Raw genomic sequence first — 15,146 nt, forward strand, 5'->3', positions numbered from 1 at the left:
CCGGGAGTGTGTCGCTCGAATTGATGATGCGCTTTTTTTGATTGGTCGATCAATTAAAATCGACATGAAACTCAACGGGGCCGACACTGCGCTACAGGGCGCAGGGGCAATGGTTCAAAAAATGCTTGACCTGGAGTGCACTCCAACCGGTAGGTGAAGGAAATCGTTCCGTTCGGAGACAGACATGCGGATTGGTGACTTGGCAGCAAAATCGGGACTTTCGACCGACACTTTGCGCTATTACGAAAAGATCGGTTTGTTGCCGCGTGCCCTGAGGGATGCCGGCGGCCGGAGGGTTTATGACGAGGCCATCCTCAGATGGATCGACTTTCTCGACCGGCTCAAGGCGACCGGCATGGGGATCAGGGACCGATTGCGATATGCGGAGTTGCGCACGAAAGGCGGAGCGTCGTTGACCGAGCGCCGTGAAATGTTGGAAGCACATCGCTGCAAGGTGGCCCGTGATATCGCCAGGTTGACTGAGATGCTGGATGTTCTGGACGATAAAGTTGAACTTTACCGAAAAATGGAGGCGGGCGAGACCGTCGATCCGGCTTTCGAAAGCTGTGCCCGGACCGAACACGGCTCGCAGCCAGTAGTGAAGGACCAGTCTTGTGACCACAGCACTTCAACGCGGGCGTCAGCTGACGCAAAATCTCAACCCTGACCTGGAAGAGGTCCTGCGCGACCGGTATGACGACCTGTTGCCGGACTTTGCAGAAAGTCTGATCGAATGGGCCTATGGGCGTCACTATGCGCGCCCCGGACTTGATCTGAAAACCCGCCAGCTTTGTACAATTGCTGCGCTGACAGTGCTCGGCGGGCAGACTGGACCACAGTTGAAAGTCAATATCGAACACACTTTGGCAACTGGTGCGGAGCGCGGTGAAATCCTGGAAGCGATTTGGCAGATGGCTGTCTATGGCGGTCTGCCGGCTGCAATCAACGGGCTGAATGCTGCCCGTGAGGTGTTTGACGCGCAAGACGGGATCAGCGCAACCCAGGCGTAGCAGCGTTCTGAAAACCACTCGTTACCTGAAAGCCGTTGGCCCTTTGGTTCGTTGCTTTCGGCGAGTTCTGACCAATGGCGGCTCCATCTGGAGTCGCCAATCGGCCAGGCAGATGGTGTTTGCCGGAAGCTCAGAGGATTGCAATTGAAGTGAAAGCATCAAGTTGAGCAAATAATTCCGACAAGGTGAGGTTGCTTAAATCGCTTAATGCCCAAGAATTGTCCCGGATATCACATTGTAGCATTGCAAGAGCCCAGTATCTGTCTATGTAGGAAGGGAAATCATAAGAAGCAGGTATATGTTCGAAAAACCCGATGCTGCTGGCGCTGAGCCGGAAATGCGAGCGCCAAAGGATTGGGTGACCATTCTTGCGTCTTACCGTGAACCCAGCACTTTGCGCAGTTCCTTTGAAATTGCCGTTACGTTTGGTGCTTTTGTGCTCCTGTGGGCGCTGGCCTGGTGGGCCATGGGGGTCAGTTACTGGCTCACTGTGGCGATCGCCCTGGTCAATTCGGCATTTCTCGTGCGCCTTTTCGCGATCCAGCACGATTGTGGCCACGGATCGTTCTTCAAAAGCCGTTTCATGAGCGATTGGCTTGGCAGGATCCTTGGTGTCCTGACACTGACGCCCTACGACGTCTGGCGGCGGGCACATGCCATACACCACAGTTCGTCTGGAAACCTAGGCCGACGCGGTATGGGCGACATTCATACGCTGACCGTGGCTGAATACAGAGCCATGACGCCAGGCAATCAGCTGAAATACAAGATCTATCGCTCACCGCTGGTGTTGTTCGGGCTCGGGCCTGCCTACACGTTTTATCTGGAAAACCGGCTGCCCTTCGGCTTCATGACGAATACCAAGTTCTGGGTCAGCGCCATGGCGACAAATGTCGCTATTTTTGCAGGTCTTGCGATTGTCTTTGCGATTGGCGGTTGGGCACCGCTCCTGCTGATCTTCCTTCCGACGACCTTGCTTGCCGCAACGGTCGGTGTCTGGCTGTTCTATGTTCAGCACCAGTTCGAAACAACACACTGGGACGCCGAGGCTGACTGGCAGTTGCACGAGGCTGCGCTATTCGGCAGCTCCTACTATGTGTTGCCGTCGGTTCTGCAATGGGCCGTCGCCAATCTCGGCATTCATCATGTCCACCACCTCAATAGCCGGATTCCCTTTTACCGGTTGCCTGAAGTGCTTCGAGATCATGACTATTTCGCCGAGGGAAACCGCATGACGATCCGGCAAAGCCTGAGCAGCTTGCGGCTTCGGCTTTGGGACGAGGACTCCAGGCGCTTGTTGTCATTTTCGCAGGCACGTGCTCTGCCGTAACAGGATCCAAGAGGCACAAATTCCGGTCCGGTGAGTTCACGATCCGCCTTCTTCGAGGTTTCGCAGTCTAGGCTTTGGTCGTCTTCGCAACTCCGTTCATGGGAAGGGATTGCGGGCCGATTTCTGATCAACGTTTGCCTTGGACGTCTTTGGATTTCTGTGTGGCGACCAGTTTGATCAAGAGTGCGCGCAGTCTTTCGAGGTCATCCGTTCCCACGGCTTCCTCCAACTCGCTTTCCATCTGCTTCAACAAACCAGCCACTTTGACACGTGCTTCCTGACCAAGTTCCGTCGGAACCGGCAGCTTGTCGCGTTTGCTGCCCGGGACAGGCTCCAGTCTGAGCGCGCCCAGATCCACCAGTCTGGATACTGCGGAATGAACGGCCTGGCGGCTGATGCCTTTATCCCGCGCCAATTCAGAGATTGTCCGAGGGTTGCGGCAGATCATCATGAATAAATTGGCATCTGCGGGGCGGGCGGCATCCAAACCCGTCCCCTGACGCAACTCAATCATGCGTTTGTCCAGCTGTTCGGCCAGGTCGAAGACCAAGCCGCGAATGCTGGCAAATGGAGGTTGAGTCGGCTTTTTGTCATTCATGCTTGACAGCTTCCGCAGCCATCACCACATTGTCAATTGTCAACTAAGATTGACAATAAGGAGGCAATGATGCGTTTTGGCTATGAGATTTGTGGTGCGCTCTTTTGTGCAGCGGTGTTTTTGGGCAGTGGTCAGGCTGGGGCACAGGAGATTGACGGCACACGCTTTCGAGCGCCCGAAGAAGGCAACTGGTATCATCCGGTTGAACCCGACAGTTGGGTGCACATCGGGGGAGACAGAGGGGAAATCGAAGCAGTGCTGAGCCGTATCGCGGCAGCAAGTGCTGACCGAGACCTTCCCGATGATCCGGCCTATCAGGGGGAAGGAAGTTGGATTGTCGAGTGGCGCGCAGCAGGCGAACAGGCAATGCGCGAGGGGGAGGCGTTTGCGCAAAACGGCAACTCAGCCGATGCGGTCGCAAGGTACAGAGCAGCTGTTACCTATTTTTTGAGAGCATCTTCACCTCACACCGATGACCCGCTGCAACGTGCTGCGCTGGATCTTGCGCATGTGGGCTACAGGGCACTTGCAGAACACCACGAGCTCCTCATTCGGGAAATCGAGGTTCCCTACGAAGAAGGCTCTTTCAAAGCCTGGCTGCATTTACCGGCCACCGATGGACCAGCTCCTGCAGTGGTGGTTTCCATGGGATCGGATGTCGCAAAGGAAGAGCTTCTGCCATATTTCGAAAAGCAGCTTTCCATTCGTGGAATTGCAATGTTGTCGCTGGACTTGCCGGGCATGGGCGAATCTGCGGAATGGCGGTTCAGTCCCGATCTCGACAAACTGCACGTCGCTGCTGTCGAGCATCTCAAGACATTGCCGGAAATTGATGCCCAGAACCTCTTCGTTCAAGGAGCTTCTTTTGGTGGTCACCCGGCCGCACGTGCGTGGATTGCCCGCCCGGAACTGAATCTGGCTGGTGTCATCTACATGTGTGGCCCGATACACAGCCCTCTCATGGCACCACCTCAGGCGTATGCGCATTTTCCGAAATACACCATGGATGGGGTGCGTACCCGTTTCGGACTGGAACCTGGGGCAGGATTTGAGGACATTTCCGCAATTGCAAGGACTCTGTCCCTAAAGCAGCAGGGTCTCTATGAGGTGCCCCAGGTGGAGACGCCAATCTTTGCGATTTTGACAAATGATGATCCCGTCGCACCGCTCTCAGATGTTGATGAGCTTCTGTCACGCGGAACGCATGTCAAACGTGTTGTCTACGATACGCCCGGCCATTGCCCCGAACGTGACTCCCGAGAAGCAATGGCTGCAAGTTGGATCCAGGATAATCTGCGCTGACCGGGTCCTCATATCAGCTGCCTGGCATGAGAAGACCTGTGCCAGGCTTGCCGTGTTTGGAGACCCTATTTGCCGGCGACTATTCGTTTCATTTGGGCTTGTCGGAATGACCGAGGTCTCTTTCAGGCCAGAGCTGGTCCCGCAATCGTTGTTTCAGGATCTTGGCCTCTGGAAATCCGCCATCAGTTGTTCGATCCCATATGGTTTGTCCTTCACAGGTGATCGTAAAGGTTCCGCCAGTGTCCGGCACCAGTGAGACAGTGCCCGTTTCTTCGGAGAATGTTGTCAGAATTTCCTGCGCCATCCAGGCTGAGCGCAACAGCCAATTGCATTGGCGGCAATAGGTGATGATGATATGGGGCGAAGGGACGTTGGCCATAGCGTCCTGATACCTCTCTCAGAATGATCTATTCAAGCTTGTGCCACAGTCCTCCTCTCGAACACCAGATGCCGTTGCGCCCGACCTCCTGTTGCTTTCGGCCCGGGATGCTGACCTGCGAGCGGTGCTGGGAGAAATCATCTCATCCATGCCGGCAGCAGGGCTGACGAACAGGGTCTTTCGGACAGAAACTTCAAATGGGTGGTTTTTCGTAAGAGTGCCTGGTCCGTCGGTGGTCGGAACCGTGGACCGGATCGCAGAAGCGCACAATATGGAGCTTGCGGCGAAGATCGGTCTCGCCTTGCCCGCCGTCTATTGTGATCCTGAAAACGGTGTGCTTGTCACACGTGCCCAGGAAGAAGAAGACCTTGCTCCAACAGCGTTTGTCGAAGAACTGGGAACGAAACTTGCCGCGCTGCACGGTTCGAAGCTCACCTTTCAGGGCGTTCTGGATCCAGACAGAGTGCTTGCCGCACAGATCAGGAGCCCAGGAAGCATTGACGATGTCACGGCGAAGGTTCCTGAACTTTCAAACGTGCTGAGGTTTGTGCAAAGGTCAATCGACCCGTTGAACACCGACATTTTGGTACCCAGTCATGGGGATGTTTCGCCCGGTAACTGTCTAAGCAGCTCCGGGAGCCTCCTTTTCATTGATTGGGAGTTTTCCGCGATGGCGCACCCCCTTTGGGATATCGCCTATGCTGCGTTGGAAATGAACTTTACGCCTCCCCAGGAGCAGGCCTTCCTCACGGCATATCGGAACGGCACTTCACTGATAGCATCCTGGACAGAGCGCGACCTTCTTTTCATGAAAGTTCGCTGTGACGTCATATCGGCACTTTGGGCACTCGAAAACCCGCGTAACCTTTGCGATTTTGCAAGCCGACGTTGCGCACGTGCCTTGCGGCACATCGACCAGCTGAGTTGAGCTATTGCTTGAAACAGTTGGATTGCCCAGCGTGGAGATAGTGCTACCATTCCAGTGCCACAGACTTGCCGGGGGCCGGAGGAAAATGGTCGATGCGAATTCTAGATCTGCCCAATCAGACGACAGATACGCAGGCTGACGTCGTCATTGTCGGATCCGGCCCGATCGGCGTTTCTTGTGCGATCCGTTTTGCAAGAAAGGGGCTAAGTGTCGCTGTGCTTGAACAGGGGGAGGCGGTTACGGAGCCGCCCGGTTTTCATCTTCGCAATAAACCCAAGTTCCAACAGGATCCCGATGCCTTTTTTGGAGCCGTAGATCCCTTCTTGCAACCGATCATGGCGCTGGATCAGGACGCTGTCCTGCCGGGAATTGCCGACACAGCCGCGATTGGCGGCCAAGGCGTCTTGTGGACCAACAATTGCCCGCGAGCTTCGGTGTTTGAACGTTTTGACGCCCTTAGTGACGCTCAGTGGAATGACTATTACAGTGAAGCGGAAACGGCTCTTCAGGTCACGATTGATGCCGCTACTGGCTCTCGGGTCGGTGCAAACATCAAGGAGCGCCTGTTGCCCGGACTTCGAGAGGAGGGGCGTACGCTTCAAAGCCTGCCGTTCTCGGGCCACCGCGCAGGAGGTGGCGGACTGCATTTCGCCGGCACGGCAGATCTGTTGACCGCAGTCGACCGCGAAGTTCTTGAACGGATTAGGATTTATGCGCCAGCGCTTGCGCAAAAGTTACTGACCAAAAACGGCAAGGTGACCGGTGTGGCAGTCCGGACGGGCGATGCCAGTGACCGGGTCTTGAGCGCAGGTATTATCCTGATTGCAGGCGGTGCACTCGGAACTCCGCGATTGCTCCACAAGTCTGGCATCAGACCCGATGCCCTTGGACGTGGTTTTTCCTTCCATGCGCTCCATTTCGCGCAACTTGTGTTGTCTCCCGAATTGGCATCCACGCCTGCTCGCGATGATGTTCCACCCAGATATTGGGTTGCCCCGACCGAGAACGCGCCCTGGCATATTCAGGTGTTACGGGATACGTGTCCGCTGCCCGTTGTGGAAGAGGTCGACAATCCGAACCGATTGCTGGAATTCCAAGCTTTTTTGCCTGTCGAGTTCAATGAAGGGAATTCCCTTTCCTTCCATGATGACGGCAACGTCTCGGTGACGTATTCGTATTCGAAAGATGACCGCAAACAGATGCAGCGGTTGGAAGAAGATATTCGTCACCTTGGTGAAAAGCTTGGCCCGTGGCGGAAGGGGGGAGAACCCGTCTGGGTGCCGGCAGGCACATCGCATCTTGTCGGGACGTGTCGGATGGACTGTGAAGGCGCGTCAGGTGTCACCGACCGCAACGCGAAGGTTCACGGTTTCGACAATCTCTATCTGGCTGGTGCAGGCCTCATTCCGGCACCTGTCGCCGTGAACCCCACATTGACTGCCCTCGCGCTTGCCTTCAGGGCGTGCGATCACGCGCTTCAGTCGTCCTGAGGAGCAAGCTCGGCATCGGCAAGGCATTGGGCGTAGCTTGTGTTCATTCGGCTGCGCAAAGACTGGTTCTGCGGATCCTCCTGGAGGGCGTCCCATATGTTGTCCGATTTCATTTGCTCAAGCGTACAGCTGCATGCGGACCGGCAGATGCCAGGTGTTCCAAGACTGTCTTCGCATGCCAGTGAGCAATTACGGACGAATGCTTTACCTGACCGATCCATATCGGGTCCGATTGCAGCCGCTGACCACACAAGCCCGTAAAGCACCGGTTGATGCAGCAGGTAAATTGCCAATGAATGGCGTCCCATTAAACGAATGATACCTGCCGAGGAGCTGTTCAGGCGAAACTCAGACAATCTGGTCCAGAGTTTGAGTGCACGAAAAGTTCTTGAAACGGCAAGGCCGGCGAGCGTGATCCCTGTCCAGGGCGCCATAGGAACGTAGTCAACGCTTGGGTAGCCAGCCGTGCCGAGCCCGGTCCATAGCCAGAGCGAGCCATCGAAGGTCGGAGATTTTGCCCACAAAGGCAGCGTCAGAAACACGATGGACGCGCCGGCACCAAGTATGAGTGGAGCCCTGGTAAAGGGCAGGGCTATGAGACTGGCCAATGCGATCGAGTGCAGGATACCGAAACGCACAAAACTATCGCCAAAGGTGAAATAGGTCACAAGTGAAACAGCCGCAGCAGCTACCACAATCATCGCAAGCCGCCGCCCGAATGCCTGCCAGCGAATGCGGTCATTGTGCGCCAGATCGAGGCTGACCCCAGCAAGAAAGAGAAAGCTGCCGGCAATGGAAGCTGCGAATATTCGCCAGCCTGTTCCCTGAGACACAGGCCAGTCGACGAACGCGAACCAGGAAAGATCCCAGGAAAAGTGATAAATCGCCATGGCGACCACAGCGAGGCCACGGGCGAGATCAAGCACGGCCAATCGCTTCGTGGTCATAAGTACTTTCCGGACAGAAACCTGGTCATCCGGTTCTAGAAACCGGGACCGCCTGACAACAAAGTTCGGATTTTGTTGGGTTGTCTAGCTGCTGAATGCGATGACCAATGTCGTGATCAAAGCAGTTGCTGCCATCATGCCTCCGACATATGGCCACGGAGACGGTCGATGAACTGTAAATGCATCACGGTTCGTCGGGTCTTGTAGCATTGCACTCAGCTCCCTGCTCCCATCACCACTGACGACACTGCGACAATCGAGCGCCTGGGGAAAGACAAGAAATGCTTCTTCAACCGGTTTTCCCAAGGAAACCGTTTAATTGTGGAGTAGGCGCTAAAATCACAGCTCGGCTATTGACCCTAGGGAAGTTTTTGAAGGCCGCTGGCAGGCTCAAAGATCAAGTGCGTCCAGGCCTGCTTCCATGTAGTCGGCAAGAAGTGGCATGCCAAGGAGATACTTGGCAGTGGATCCGACAGCCCGGTCTTTGGCTTCCGCAACGGCCTGATCGAAATCCTCAGCTTCAAAGTCACCGCGACCAATCCAGGTGATGGCCACAAGGTTCGCTGCCTCGTCGACGTTGAGGTCCTCTATCAGTTCACGAAGTTCCTCGTCTGAAAGGTCGTCGCTTTCTTCTTCGGCCAAACCATCATGGCTGTGGCTTTCTTCAAGGGTGTCAGCGTCGAATTCCACGTCGCCTTCATGCCCGTCCTCAAACGTGTCCTGAATCGAGGACGCGACCGCGCGCGCTTTCTGTGCGAACAGGCGGACCGTATCCGCGGAAATTGTGAGGTCGATATCCATGGCTGCCTCCGACAAACCCGATGTTTCTTTATCGATCCACTTTTCATCGTTGGCAATGGTCATGTTCCGAATTCCTGTATTTGCCGTCACCCGGTCTGAGATGGTCTCTGCCCGAGGTTATCCCCGGCAACCAAATCCTCTTGAATGGGATTTGAATTATTTTTGGTCTCCTCCGCGCCAGCAAACCCAATCCGTCTTGCAGACACTTCGGCCTATTGGTTAATTTGCACGACGAGCAAAATTCTGTCCTTGACCGGGATCAACGCCAATGCGGCGAGGTGCGTTTCCTGCTTGGATTTGACGTCAAGCTTGTTAAGCTGGGCGAGAACCTTTTTCCGGAGGCGGACCGGGCGCTCGGGGTCCGGCATTCATGCAGAGGGGTGCATGCGTGTCGGACCCCAGCTTCTCCAAAGCCAGAGACTTGTCGACCAAGTTTAGCGCGACCTCGTCGAGCGCCGTCACGCCAGACGCGTGCCTGCTCACGGGAGTGTGAAGTGGGTTGTATAGGTTTTGTCAGGAATCGCCGGTAACTTCCTGTCATGTTTCGGATTCTGCTCATTGTCGGCCTTCTCTTGGCTGGCGCGCAACAAAGTCTTGCGCGCGGCAATGTCGATCTTTATCAGGCGGCGCCCGAAGCAATCGCGGTTTATGTCGTTGATGAAGCTGATCTGCTTGATGACGAATGCTGCGAGGACAAGGCTGTAACGGACACCAAACCAACCTATTGCAAGTCTTCGGACTGCAAGGCGGTTATTGGCTCCGGTCTGCTGGAAACATTTGAGACGCGTGAGCGTCTCGATACGACGCGGCCGCTCAGGCGGAGTTCCGTTTCGGGACGTCTCGAGCCCCGTCCGCCAAATACCTGAAAGTCTGTCTTGATCACCTGACCGGTTTTCCGGTCGGCACATTCAGATTTTTCAGGAGACTTCAGATGTTCAATCGAAGAGAGCTGCTGCTCGGCGGTGCGGCTGCACTGGTCGTTGCAAATGCAGATGTGGCCAGTGCCCATCACACGGCCAAATTCAAGAAGACTTTCAAACTCAATCCGGAATATGCACCCCAAAGGGTATTTTATTCCCTGAACTACACACCCGGCACCATTGTCGTGGATCCGCGAAACCACTTTTTGTACCTGATGGAACGGTGGGGTCGCGCGCGGCGCTATGGCGTCGGCGTCGGCAAGGCAGGCCTTGCCTTCCAGGGATCGGCAATCATCCAGCGCAAAGCTGAATGGCCGAGCTGGACGCCCACCCGGAACATGATCCGTCGTGAGCCGCAAAAATATGCGCGTTACGCCAATGGTGTACCTGGCGGTGTCAACAATCCTCTCGGTGCCCGGGCACTGTATCTCTACAAGAACGGTCGGGATACCTACTACCGGATCCATGGAACCACCCAGCCATCCTCAATAGGCAGGTCCGTCTCGAACGGCTGTATTCGCATGATCAATGATCATGTGGTTGACCTCTACAACCGTGTCCCTGTGGGAACTCGTGTTGTGGTTCTCTAAGAGACGTTCGGACGAAAATACATGAATAGATTTTTGACACGGCGTCAGGTGTTGTCGGGCGGGCTGGGTCTTGCCGGACTGTCGCTGGCAGCTTGCGCACCCACGGCCAAGGCTCCCATACCAACCCCCGTTCAACCGCGCGTCGATCCTGAATTCGTCTTGAATTACGGATCGCGTCCCAACGAGGAGTTCCCGCTTCCTGCGGTCGACCCGAAGGTCTTGAAGCCCCAGTACAGGCGACAAAGGGTGCCTTATCAATCCCAGGAGAAGCCCGGCACCGTGGTGGTCGATACCAGCCGTTTCTACCTTTACCTTGTTGAGCCGGATGGGACGGCCATGCGGTATGGTGTCGGGCTTGGCCGGCAGGGGTTTGAATGGTCGGGCCGGGCAAGGATCGCATGGAAGCGCCCATGGCCGACCTGGACTCCACCGGATGAGATGATCGCACGCCAGCCGGAACTTGAAAAATACAGTGCCAGAAACGGTGGCATGGCGCCAAGTCTTGAAAATCCGCTGGGAGCGAGAGCGCTCTACATTTTCCAGGGCAATGTCGACACGCTTTATCGGCTGCATGGCACGAATGAAACGGCCTCGATCGGCCGAGCCGTGTCATCGGGCTGCGTGCGGCTGGTCAATCAGGATGTGATCGATCTCTACGACCGCGTGCGCTCGGGCGCGGGCATCCTCGTGATCTGACACCAAAGACATTTTTCAGACAGGTGACCGATGAAGAAACAACGGAAAAGCACCAATCGCAAGGCCAAGCGCGCGTCAGCTGTGGCCTCCACTCAATCTGCTTCAGGCGCCGACATGGACAGACGCGGCATGTTCCGGCTTATTCGCAACGTTGCCATAGGCGCGGCAGTCCTGGGGGGAACGGGTTACGTTTTCGCCGACAACGTCATGACGACCATGCACGAGCATGATCTCGAGCGTGTTGGGAACGGGGTCTCGACAATTGTGCAGATACATGATCCGCAGTGTTCCATGTGCCTTGCCCTTCAGCGCGAGACACGCAAGGCGCTTGACATGCTTGAGGGCCAGGAGATCGACTATGTGGTTGCAAATATCAGGACCCAGAAGGGCCGGGAATTTGCCAACCGGTATGGTGCACAGCATGTCACGCTTCTGCTCTTTGACGAGGCAGGTGACCTGCAGGACATCGTTCAGGGTCAGCAGGGTTCCTATCAACTGAAAGTCGCCTTTGAGAGGCTTCTGGCGGGTTAGGCAGGGCATAGCAGCCACAATTCAATCTGTTCAACGTTTGCTTTGCAGTCGGGGGATTTGCCGGGCTATTCTGGTCGTTCAAATTTGTTTCATCTGAATCGGTTTCTTCCAGTCCATGCCCGGCCCGTCTTCCAGCAAGAATGTCACATTAAAGATGATTGCCGAACGGCTGGGTGTGTCGGTGACGACGGTTGCGCGCGCCGTGAACGGGTCGCCGAAGACCAGCGTTGAAATGACCGAGAAGGTCAACCGTGTTGCGGAAGAACTCGGATATGTCCGTAATATGGAAGGCGTGAAGCTTCGCACCGGCAGGACCTTCGTGCTGACCGCGTTGCTCAATTTTCCAACCGACACGGAAATAGGCGATCCGACACTCCTTGGCATATTGCAGGGAATTCACCAGCGATGTGCAAACTCGGACTACTCCATCCAGACCATCATCGCGCCAGATGGTGGCGAAGACATCCGAGAGCTGGAAAAACTCGTCAGGGGACGTGCCACCGACGGGGTCATCATGGACCATACGACGCCGCAGGATACGCGCGCCAAGTATCTTCTGGAAATGGAGCTGCCCTTCGTCACCTTCGGGCGAACCGAACTCTTTTCGCAGCATGCCTATTTCGATGTCGATAATGAATTTGCGGCCTGGCAGGGAACGAAGGAATTGATACGGCTCGGTCACAAGAACATCGCCCTGCTCGATGGTCCGGCCGAATTCACCTACGTCTTGCAACGTATGGCGGGCTACAAGAGAGCTCTTGCCGAAGAAGGACTGTCATATCGGGAGACGCTTGTGCGCAATCTCGACCCGCAGGCCAATGTTGCCCGGGAAGCAGCTGCTGAACTCGTCAGGACAACCGATACGGACAGTTTCGTCTGTGTCAACGATATCGTGCTGATGGGCGCACGCAGAGGCGTTCGCGACGCTGCGGCAAATCGAATTGAAGAGTTCAACTTTTCCGTACGCAGCGGCACCAATCTCGGCGATTATCTCGCCAAGCGGCCGATCACCTCCTATTTTTCAAGGCTGGATGCAGGCTGGAACCTGGCGGACATGTTGATCCGCCAGATTGAGGGTGAGGCTCCGGCTGTCTTGCAGCAAATCGTGAAAACAGAGCTGCTCTAGGACGCCAGCAATGTATTCGCGGTTCGGATAACGCCTGGATGACTAAGGTCCTCAAGCGAGAGATCTTGGGCGTTTTCCAATTCAAGGGTCAGCGTATCACCCGGCAAAAGCGTATCCAGCATCCGATCAACAGTAACGTCCGGACCAATGCGATCGGCAAAGAGGCAGAGATCCTTCACAAAGGTTTCTGCTGTGACGACGATCCTGGTGATGGATGCGGTGACCTCGATGTCGAACCTGAGGCGCGGTTCCGGCAGTTTGAGGCCGATGTCCTCCTGGAAATAATAGTACGTTTTGCAACCGTCCGCAGTGACGACAATCAGCTCGTTTGATTTGTCGTTTGGTGTCGTGATGCTTTCCGGCAACTGCACGCTGATTGGTTTGTTCCGCTCCACGCAAACGCGCCAGATGGTGTGCTCGGCAAGCTCTTTTCCGTCGAAGCTGACGCGCTTGATCGACACCGGTGTTCGCCATTCCAGGTTGGCGTCATTGACGATGTGGAGTGTAAGACCGCTATCGGATGGCTGGACTGTGAGAAAATGCGGTTCATAGGCTTTTTTGAGCGCGTACCAAAGCGGCTTTTTCCGGCCATAGCCATCAATCGCAGCCCAGGAGGTGACCGGCCAGCAGTCGTTCAACTGCCAGACGATTGACCCCATGCAGTGTGGCTGGAGCGCACGGAAATGGGAGATACCAAAATGTATGGCCCGCGCCTGATTGAGCTGTGTCGTGAAGTGCCAGTCCTCAAAACTGTCCGGTTCAGGCAGATGACCTTTCAGGCCACGCAGAAGCTTTTCGTTTCCCTCGCTTGCCTTCTGGTGATGCATGACGCCGGGCGAGGTCGGTGTCAGCGGATTATCTGAGATCGATTGCGTGAGCGTTGCCATGGTCGGAGGGGCCTGCCACCCGAACTCGGAAACGAAACGCGGTGCGTAATTGGCGTAAACTTCATAGCCGACCTCGTTCCAGACATCCCAGATATGGCGGCAACCATGTTCGTCCGCGTTTGCGAAGCGTTCCATTGAACCGGAATAGGGGCTGCCCGGATAGTATGTGCCGCTTGGATGCAGCTCATCGACAAGGCGTGGAAGCAGATCCAGATAGTAGCCTTCACCCCAGGTTTTGCCGGCCAACGGTTTTTGCCAACCCCAGGCCTGAAAGCCCCAAATGTTTTCGTTGTTGCCGTTCCAGATCGCCAGTGATGCATGCGACATCAAACGCGAAATATTGTCTTTGGCCTCTGCTTCGATTTCTGCCGGAAGCGTGCCTTCTTCCGGGTAAGCGGCACAGGCAAAGAGAAAGTCCTGCCAGACCATGATGCCGGCTTCGTCACACAGGTCGTAAAAGTCGTCACTCTCGTAAATGCCGCCGCCCCAGATGCGCAACATATTCATGTTGGCATCTTTTGCCTGGGTGATGCGTTCGGCCAGCCGGTCACGCGTGATGCGCGCGGGAAAGCAATCATCGGGGATCCAGTTTGCACCAAAGACGAAGACAGGCTTGCCATTGACGATGAATGTAAAGGCCGATTGGTCGTCGTCACCGGACAGATCCAGTTCGATTGTTCTGAACCCAATGCGTCTGGTTTGCCTCTCCAGCAGTTCGCCGTCTTTTTTCAACGAGACTTCGAGATCGTAAAGTGGCTGGCCGCCCATTCCATGTGGCCACCACAGGTGCGGTGCAGGATAATTGAGTTCAAGAAAGCCAACATTGCCTGAGAGGAACGTCGAAGCGGACTGATCGCCAATACGGGCTTCAAGTTCAAGGCCCTCGGACATCCCATCGATCCCGGCATGAATGCAGACCTGGCCATCGGCACCGGTCATCGACACGTCCGTTCGAAGATTGTCGATTTTGGCCGTCGACCAGCTGACCAGGTCCACATTCCGCCAGATCCCGGCTGTGACGAGTGTGGGACCCCAGTCCCAGCCGAAATTACAGGCCATTTTGCGCATCAGATTGCCTGGCCCCGGATAGCAATTGGGGCGCGGTTCCAACTCCTCACGCAGTTTCTTTTCGTGCTGATAGGGCGACAGGAAATCTACCTTGAGTGCATTGCCTTCAGCTTTCAGCTTGTCGGTAACATCGACCCGATAGGTCCGATGCATGTTTTCACTTTCAAGGATGATGTCGCCGTTCAATGAGACTGTCGCAACCGTATCCAGACCGTGGAATACAAGTGTGTGCCGTTGACCGACTGCAAGATCAGCATTGAACTCCGTTTCGTAGGTCCAGTCGCAATCTCCGACCCATTGGACCGCCAATTCGTTGCAGTCCAAATATGGATCCGGAATGGTACGTGCCGCCATGAGGTCGGTGTGCACGCAGCCCGGAACGGTTGCTTCCCAGCTCATGTCCGGCGTGATCGAGGCGGCGGCAACCGTTCGTGCACAGCGCAACGTCCAGCCGTTGTTCAAGGATTGAGTTGCGGTTTTCTGCGAGGAGAGACCGTCTGCTGATTGGGCGTTGGCGTGATAGTTCACTATAGAAACTCCGAG

16 protein-coding genes are annotated in these 15,146 nt (G+C 55.6%); 11 read left to right on the top strand and 5 right to left on the bottom strand.

The features are described 5' to 3' along the window. Positions 1 to 184: 184 nt before the first annotated feature. The 3 genes from K1718_RS08970 (at position 185) to K1718_RS08980 (ending at position 2,340) form a co-directional block, all read left to right on the top strand. Entirely contained in the window at positions 185 to 667 is a 483-nt protein-coding gene (locus K1718_RS08970; protein WP_265683930.1) for a MerR family transcriptional regulator, read from the top strand. Continuing rightward, complete coding sequence (locus K1718_RS08975) at positions 615 to 1,010, top strand: carboxymuconolactone decarboxylase family protein (protein ID WP_152500606.1); 396 nt, start codon at positions 615 to 617, stop codon at positions 1,008 to 1,010. Before K1718_RS08970 ends, K1718_RS08975 begins: the two co-directional genes overlap by 53 nt. 298 nt (positions 1,011 to 1,308) lie before the next feature. Continuing rightward, the gene (locus K1718_RS08980; protein ID WP_265683933.1) at positions 1,309 to 2,340 is read left to right on the top strand and encodes a fatty acid desaturase; all 1,032 of its coding nucleotides are present in this window, start codon (positions 1,309 to 1,311) and stop codon (positions 2,338 to 2,340) included. Positions 2,341 to 2,467: 127 nt separating this feature from the next. Here K1718_RS08980 and K1718_RS08985 read toward each other — a convergent pair whose 3' ends face one another. Next, the gene (locus tag K1718_RS08985) at positions 2,468 to 2,938 is read right to left on the bottom strand and encodes a MarR family winged helix-turn-helix transcriptional regulator (protein WP_152500608.1); all 471 of its coding nucleotides are present in this window, start codon (positions 2,936 to 2,938) and stop codon (positions 2,468 to 2,470) included. 66 nt (positions 2,939 to 3,004) lie between these two features. Here K1718_RS08985 and K1718_RS08990 point away from each other — a divergent pair, with 66 nt between their 5' ends. Next, complete coding sequence (locus K1718_RS08990) at positions 3,005 to 4,240, top strand: alpha/beta hydrolase (RefSeq protein WP_152500609.1); 1,236 nt, start codon at positions 3,005 to 3,007, stop codon at positions 4,238 to 4,240. Positions 4,241 to 4,328: 88 nt separating this feature from the next. On the opposite strand, the gene K1718_RS08995 is transcribed toward K1718_RS08990, so the two are convergent. Continuing rightward, entirely contained in the window at positions 4,329 to 4,619 is a 291-nt protein-coding gene (locus K1718_RS08995; RefSeq protein ID WP_152500610.1) for an Rdx family protein, read from the bottom strand. Between the two features lie 40 nt (positions 4,620 to 4,659). Between K1718_RS08995 and K1718_RS09000 the strand changes: the two genes are divergently transcribed. Together K1718_RS09000 and K1718_RS09005 are read left to right on the top strand one after the other, a co-directional pair. Next, positions 4,660 to 5,547, top strand: a complete 888-nt coding sequence (locus K1718_RS09000; protein WP_265683937.1) for a choline/ethanolamine kinase family protein — start codon at positions 4,660 to 4,662, stop codon at positions 5,545 to 5,547. Between the two features lie 92 nt (positions 5,548 to 5,639). Then, positions 5,640 to 7,037, top strand: a complete 1,398-nt coding sequence (locus tag K1718_RS09005) for an FAD-dependent oxidoreductase (RefSeq protein ID WP_152500612.1) — start codon at positions 5,640 to 5,642, stop codon at positions 7,035 to 7,037. Here the strand turns inward: K1718_RS09005 and K1718_RS09010 are convergent. Together K1718_RS09010 and K1718_RS09015 are read right to left on the bottom strand one after the other, a co-directional pair. Next, entirely contained in the window at positions 7,025 to 7,984 is a 960-nt protein-coding gene (locus tag K1718_RS09010; RefSeq protein WP_265683942.1) for an acetyltransferase domain-containing protein, read from the bottom strand. The genes K1718_RS09005 and K1718_RS09010 overlap by 13 nt on opposite strands. A gap of 390 nt (positions 7,985 to 8,374) precedes the next feature. After that, positions 8,375 to 8,848, bottom strand: a complete 474-nt coding sequence (locus K1718_RS09015; RefSeq protein WP_173005935.1) for a DUF3775 domain-containing protein — start codon at positions 8,846 to 8,848, stop codon at positions 8,375 to 8,377. A 476-nt stretch (positions 8,849 to 9,324) separates the two neighbouring features. Between K1718_RS09015 and K1718_RS09020 the strand changes: the two genes are divergently transcribed. The 5 genes from K1718_RS09020 to K1718_RS09040 all read left to right on the top strand — a co-directional run bounded on the left by K1718_RS09020 (position 9,325) and on the right by K1718_RS09040 (position 12,648). Beyond that, positions 9,325 to 9,651, top strand: coding sequence for a hypothetical protein (locus K1718_RS09020; RefSeq protein WP_265683946.1), 327 nt, complete (start codon positions 9,325 to 9,327; stop codon positions 9,649 to 9,651). A 65-nt stretch (positions 9,652 to 9,716) separates the two neighbouring features. Further along, positions 9,717 to 10,295 carry a L,D-transpeptidase gene (locus K1718_RS09025; RefSeq protein WP_152500615.1) on the top strand — a complete coding sequence of 193 codons (579 nt, stop codon included), beginning with the start codon at positions 9,717 to 9,719 and terminating at the stop codon, positions 10,293 to 10,295. 21 nt (positions 10,296 to 10,316) lie between these two features. Next, a complete protein-coding gene (locus K1718_RS09030) occupies positions 10,317 to 10,991 on the top strand; it encodes a L,D-transpeptidase (protein ID WP_265683948.1) in 675 nt (224 codons plus the stop codon). Between the two features lie 30 nt (positions 10,992 to 11,021). Next, complete coding sequence (locus K1718_RS09035; protein WP_152500617.1) at positions 11,022 to 11,522, top strand: thioredoxin domain-containing protein; 501 nt, start codon at positions 11,022 to 11,024, stop codon at positions 11,520 to 11,522. Between the two features lie 154 nt (positions 11,523 to 11,676). After that, entirely contained in the window at positions 11,677 to 12,648 is a 972-nt protein-coding gene (locus K1718_RS09040; RefSeq protein ID WP_285806065.1) for a LacI family DNA-binding transcriptional regulator, read from the top strand. Here the strand turns inward: K1718_RS09040 and K1718_RS09045 are convergent. After that, on the bottom strand, positions 12,645 to 15,131 hold the full coding sequence (locus K1718_RS09045; RefSeq protein WP_265683955.1) for a glycoside hydrolase family 2 protein: 2,487 nt from the start codon (positions 15,129 to 15,131) through the stop codon (positions 12,645 to 12,647). The genes K1718_RS09040 and K1718_RS09045 overlap by 4 nt on opposite strands. Positions 15,132 to 15,146 lie beyond the last annotated feature (15 nt).

It is taken from the genome of Roseibium porphyridii, from assembly GCF_026191725.2.
GTDB lineage: Bacteria > Pseudomonadota > Alphaproteobacteria > Rhizobiales > Stappiaceae > Roseibium > Roseibium porphyridii.

What these genes read in the sequence shown, in the direction of transcription:
- K1718_RS08970 (WP_265683930.1), top strand. Translation starts at nt 185, where the DNA reads ATGCGGATTGGTGACTTGGCAGCAAAATCGGGACTTTCGACCGACACT.
- K1718_RS08980 (WP_265683933.1), top strand. Translation starts at nt 1,309, where the DNA reads ATGTTCGAAAAACCCGATGCTGCTGGCGCTGAGCCGGAAATGCGAGCG.
- K1718_RS08985 (WP_152500608.1), bottom strand. Translation starts at nt 2,938, where the DNA reads ATGAATGACAAAAAGCCGACTCAACCTCCATTTGCCAGCATTCGCGGC.
- K1718_RS08990 (WP_152500609.1), top strand. Translation starts at nt 3,005, where the DNA reads ATGATGCGTTTTGGCTATGAGATTTGTGGTGCGCTCTTTTGTGCAGCG.
- K1718_RS08995 (WP_152500610.1), bottom strand. Translation starts at nt 4,619, where the DNA reads ATGGCCAACGTCCCTTCGCCCCATATCATCATCACCTATTGCCGCCAA.
- K1718_RS09005 (WP_152500612.1), top strand. Translation starts at nt 5,640, where the DNA reads ATGCGAATTCTAGATCTGCCCAATCAGACGACAGATACGCAGGCTGAC.
- K1718_RS09010 (WP_265683942.1), bottom strand. Translation starts at nt 7,984, where the DNA reads ATGACCACGAAGCGATTGGCCGTGCTTGATCTCGCCCGTGGCCTCGCT.
- K1718_RS09015 (WP_173005935.1), bottom strand. Translation starts at nt 8,848, where the DNA reads ATGACCATTGCCAACGATGAAAAGTGGATCGATAAAGAAACATCGGGT.
- K1718_RS09020 (WP_265683946.1), top strand. Translation starts at nt 9,325, where the DNA reads ATGTTTCGGATTCTGCTCATTGTCGGCCTTCTCTTGGCTGGCGCGCAA.
- K1718_RS09025 (WP_152500615.1), top strand. Translation starts at nt 9,717, where the DNA reads ATGTTCAATCGAAGAGAGCTGCTGCTCGGCGGTGCGGCTGCACTGGTC.
- K1718_RS09030 (WP_265683948.1), top strand. Translation starts at nt 10,317, where the DNA reads ATGAATAGATTTTTGACACGGCGTCAGGTGTTGTCGGGCGGGCTGGGT.
- K1718_RS09035 (WP_152500617.1), top strand. Translation starts at nt 11,022, where the DNA reads ATGAAGAAACAACGGAAAAGCACCAATCGCAAGGCCAAGCGCGCGTCA.
- K1718_RS09040 (WP_285806065.1), top strand. Translation starts at nt 11,677, where the DNA reads ATGATTGCCGAACGGCTGGGTGTGTCGGTGACGACGGTTGCGCGCGCC.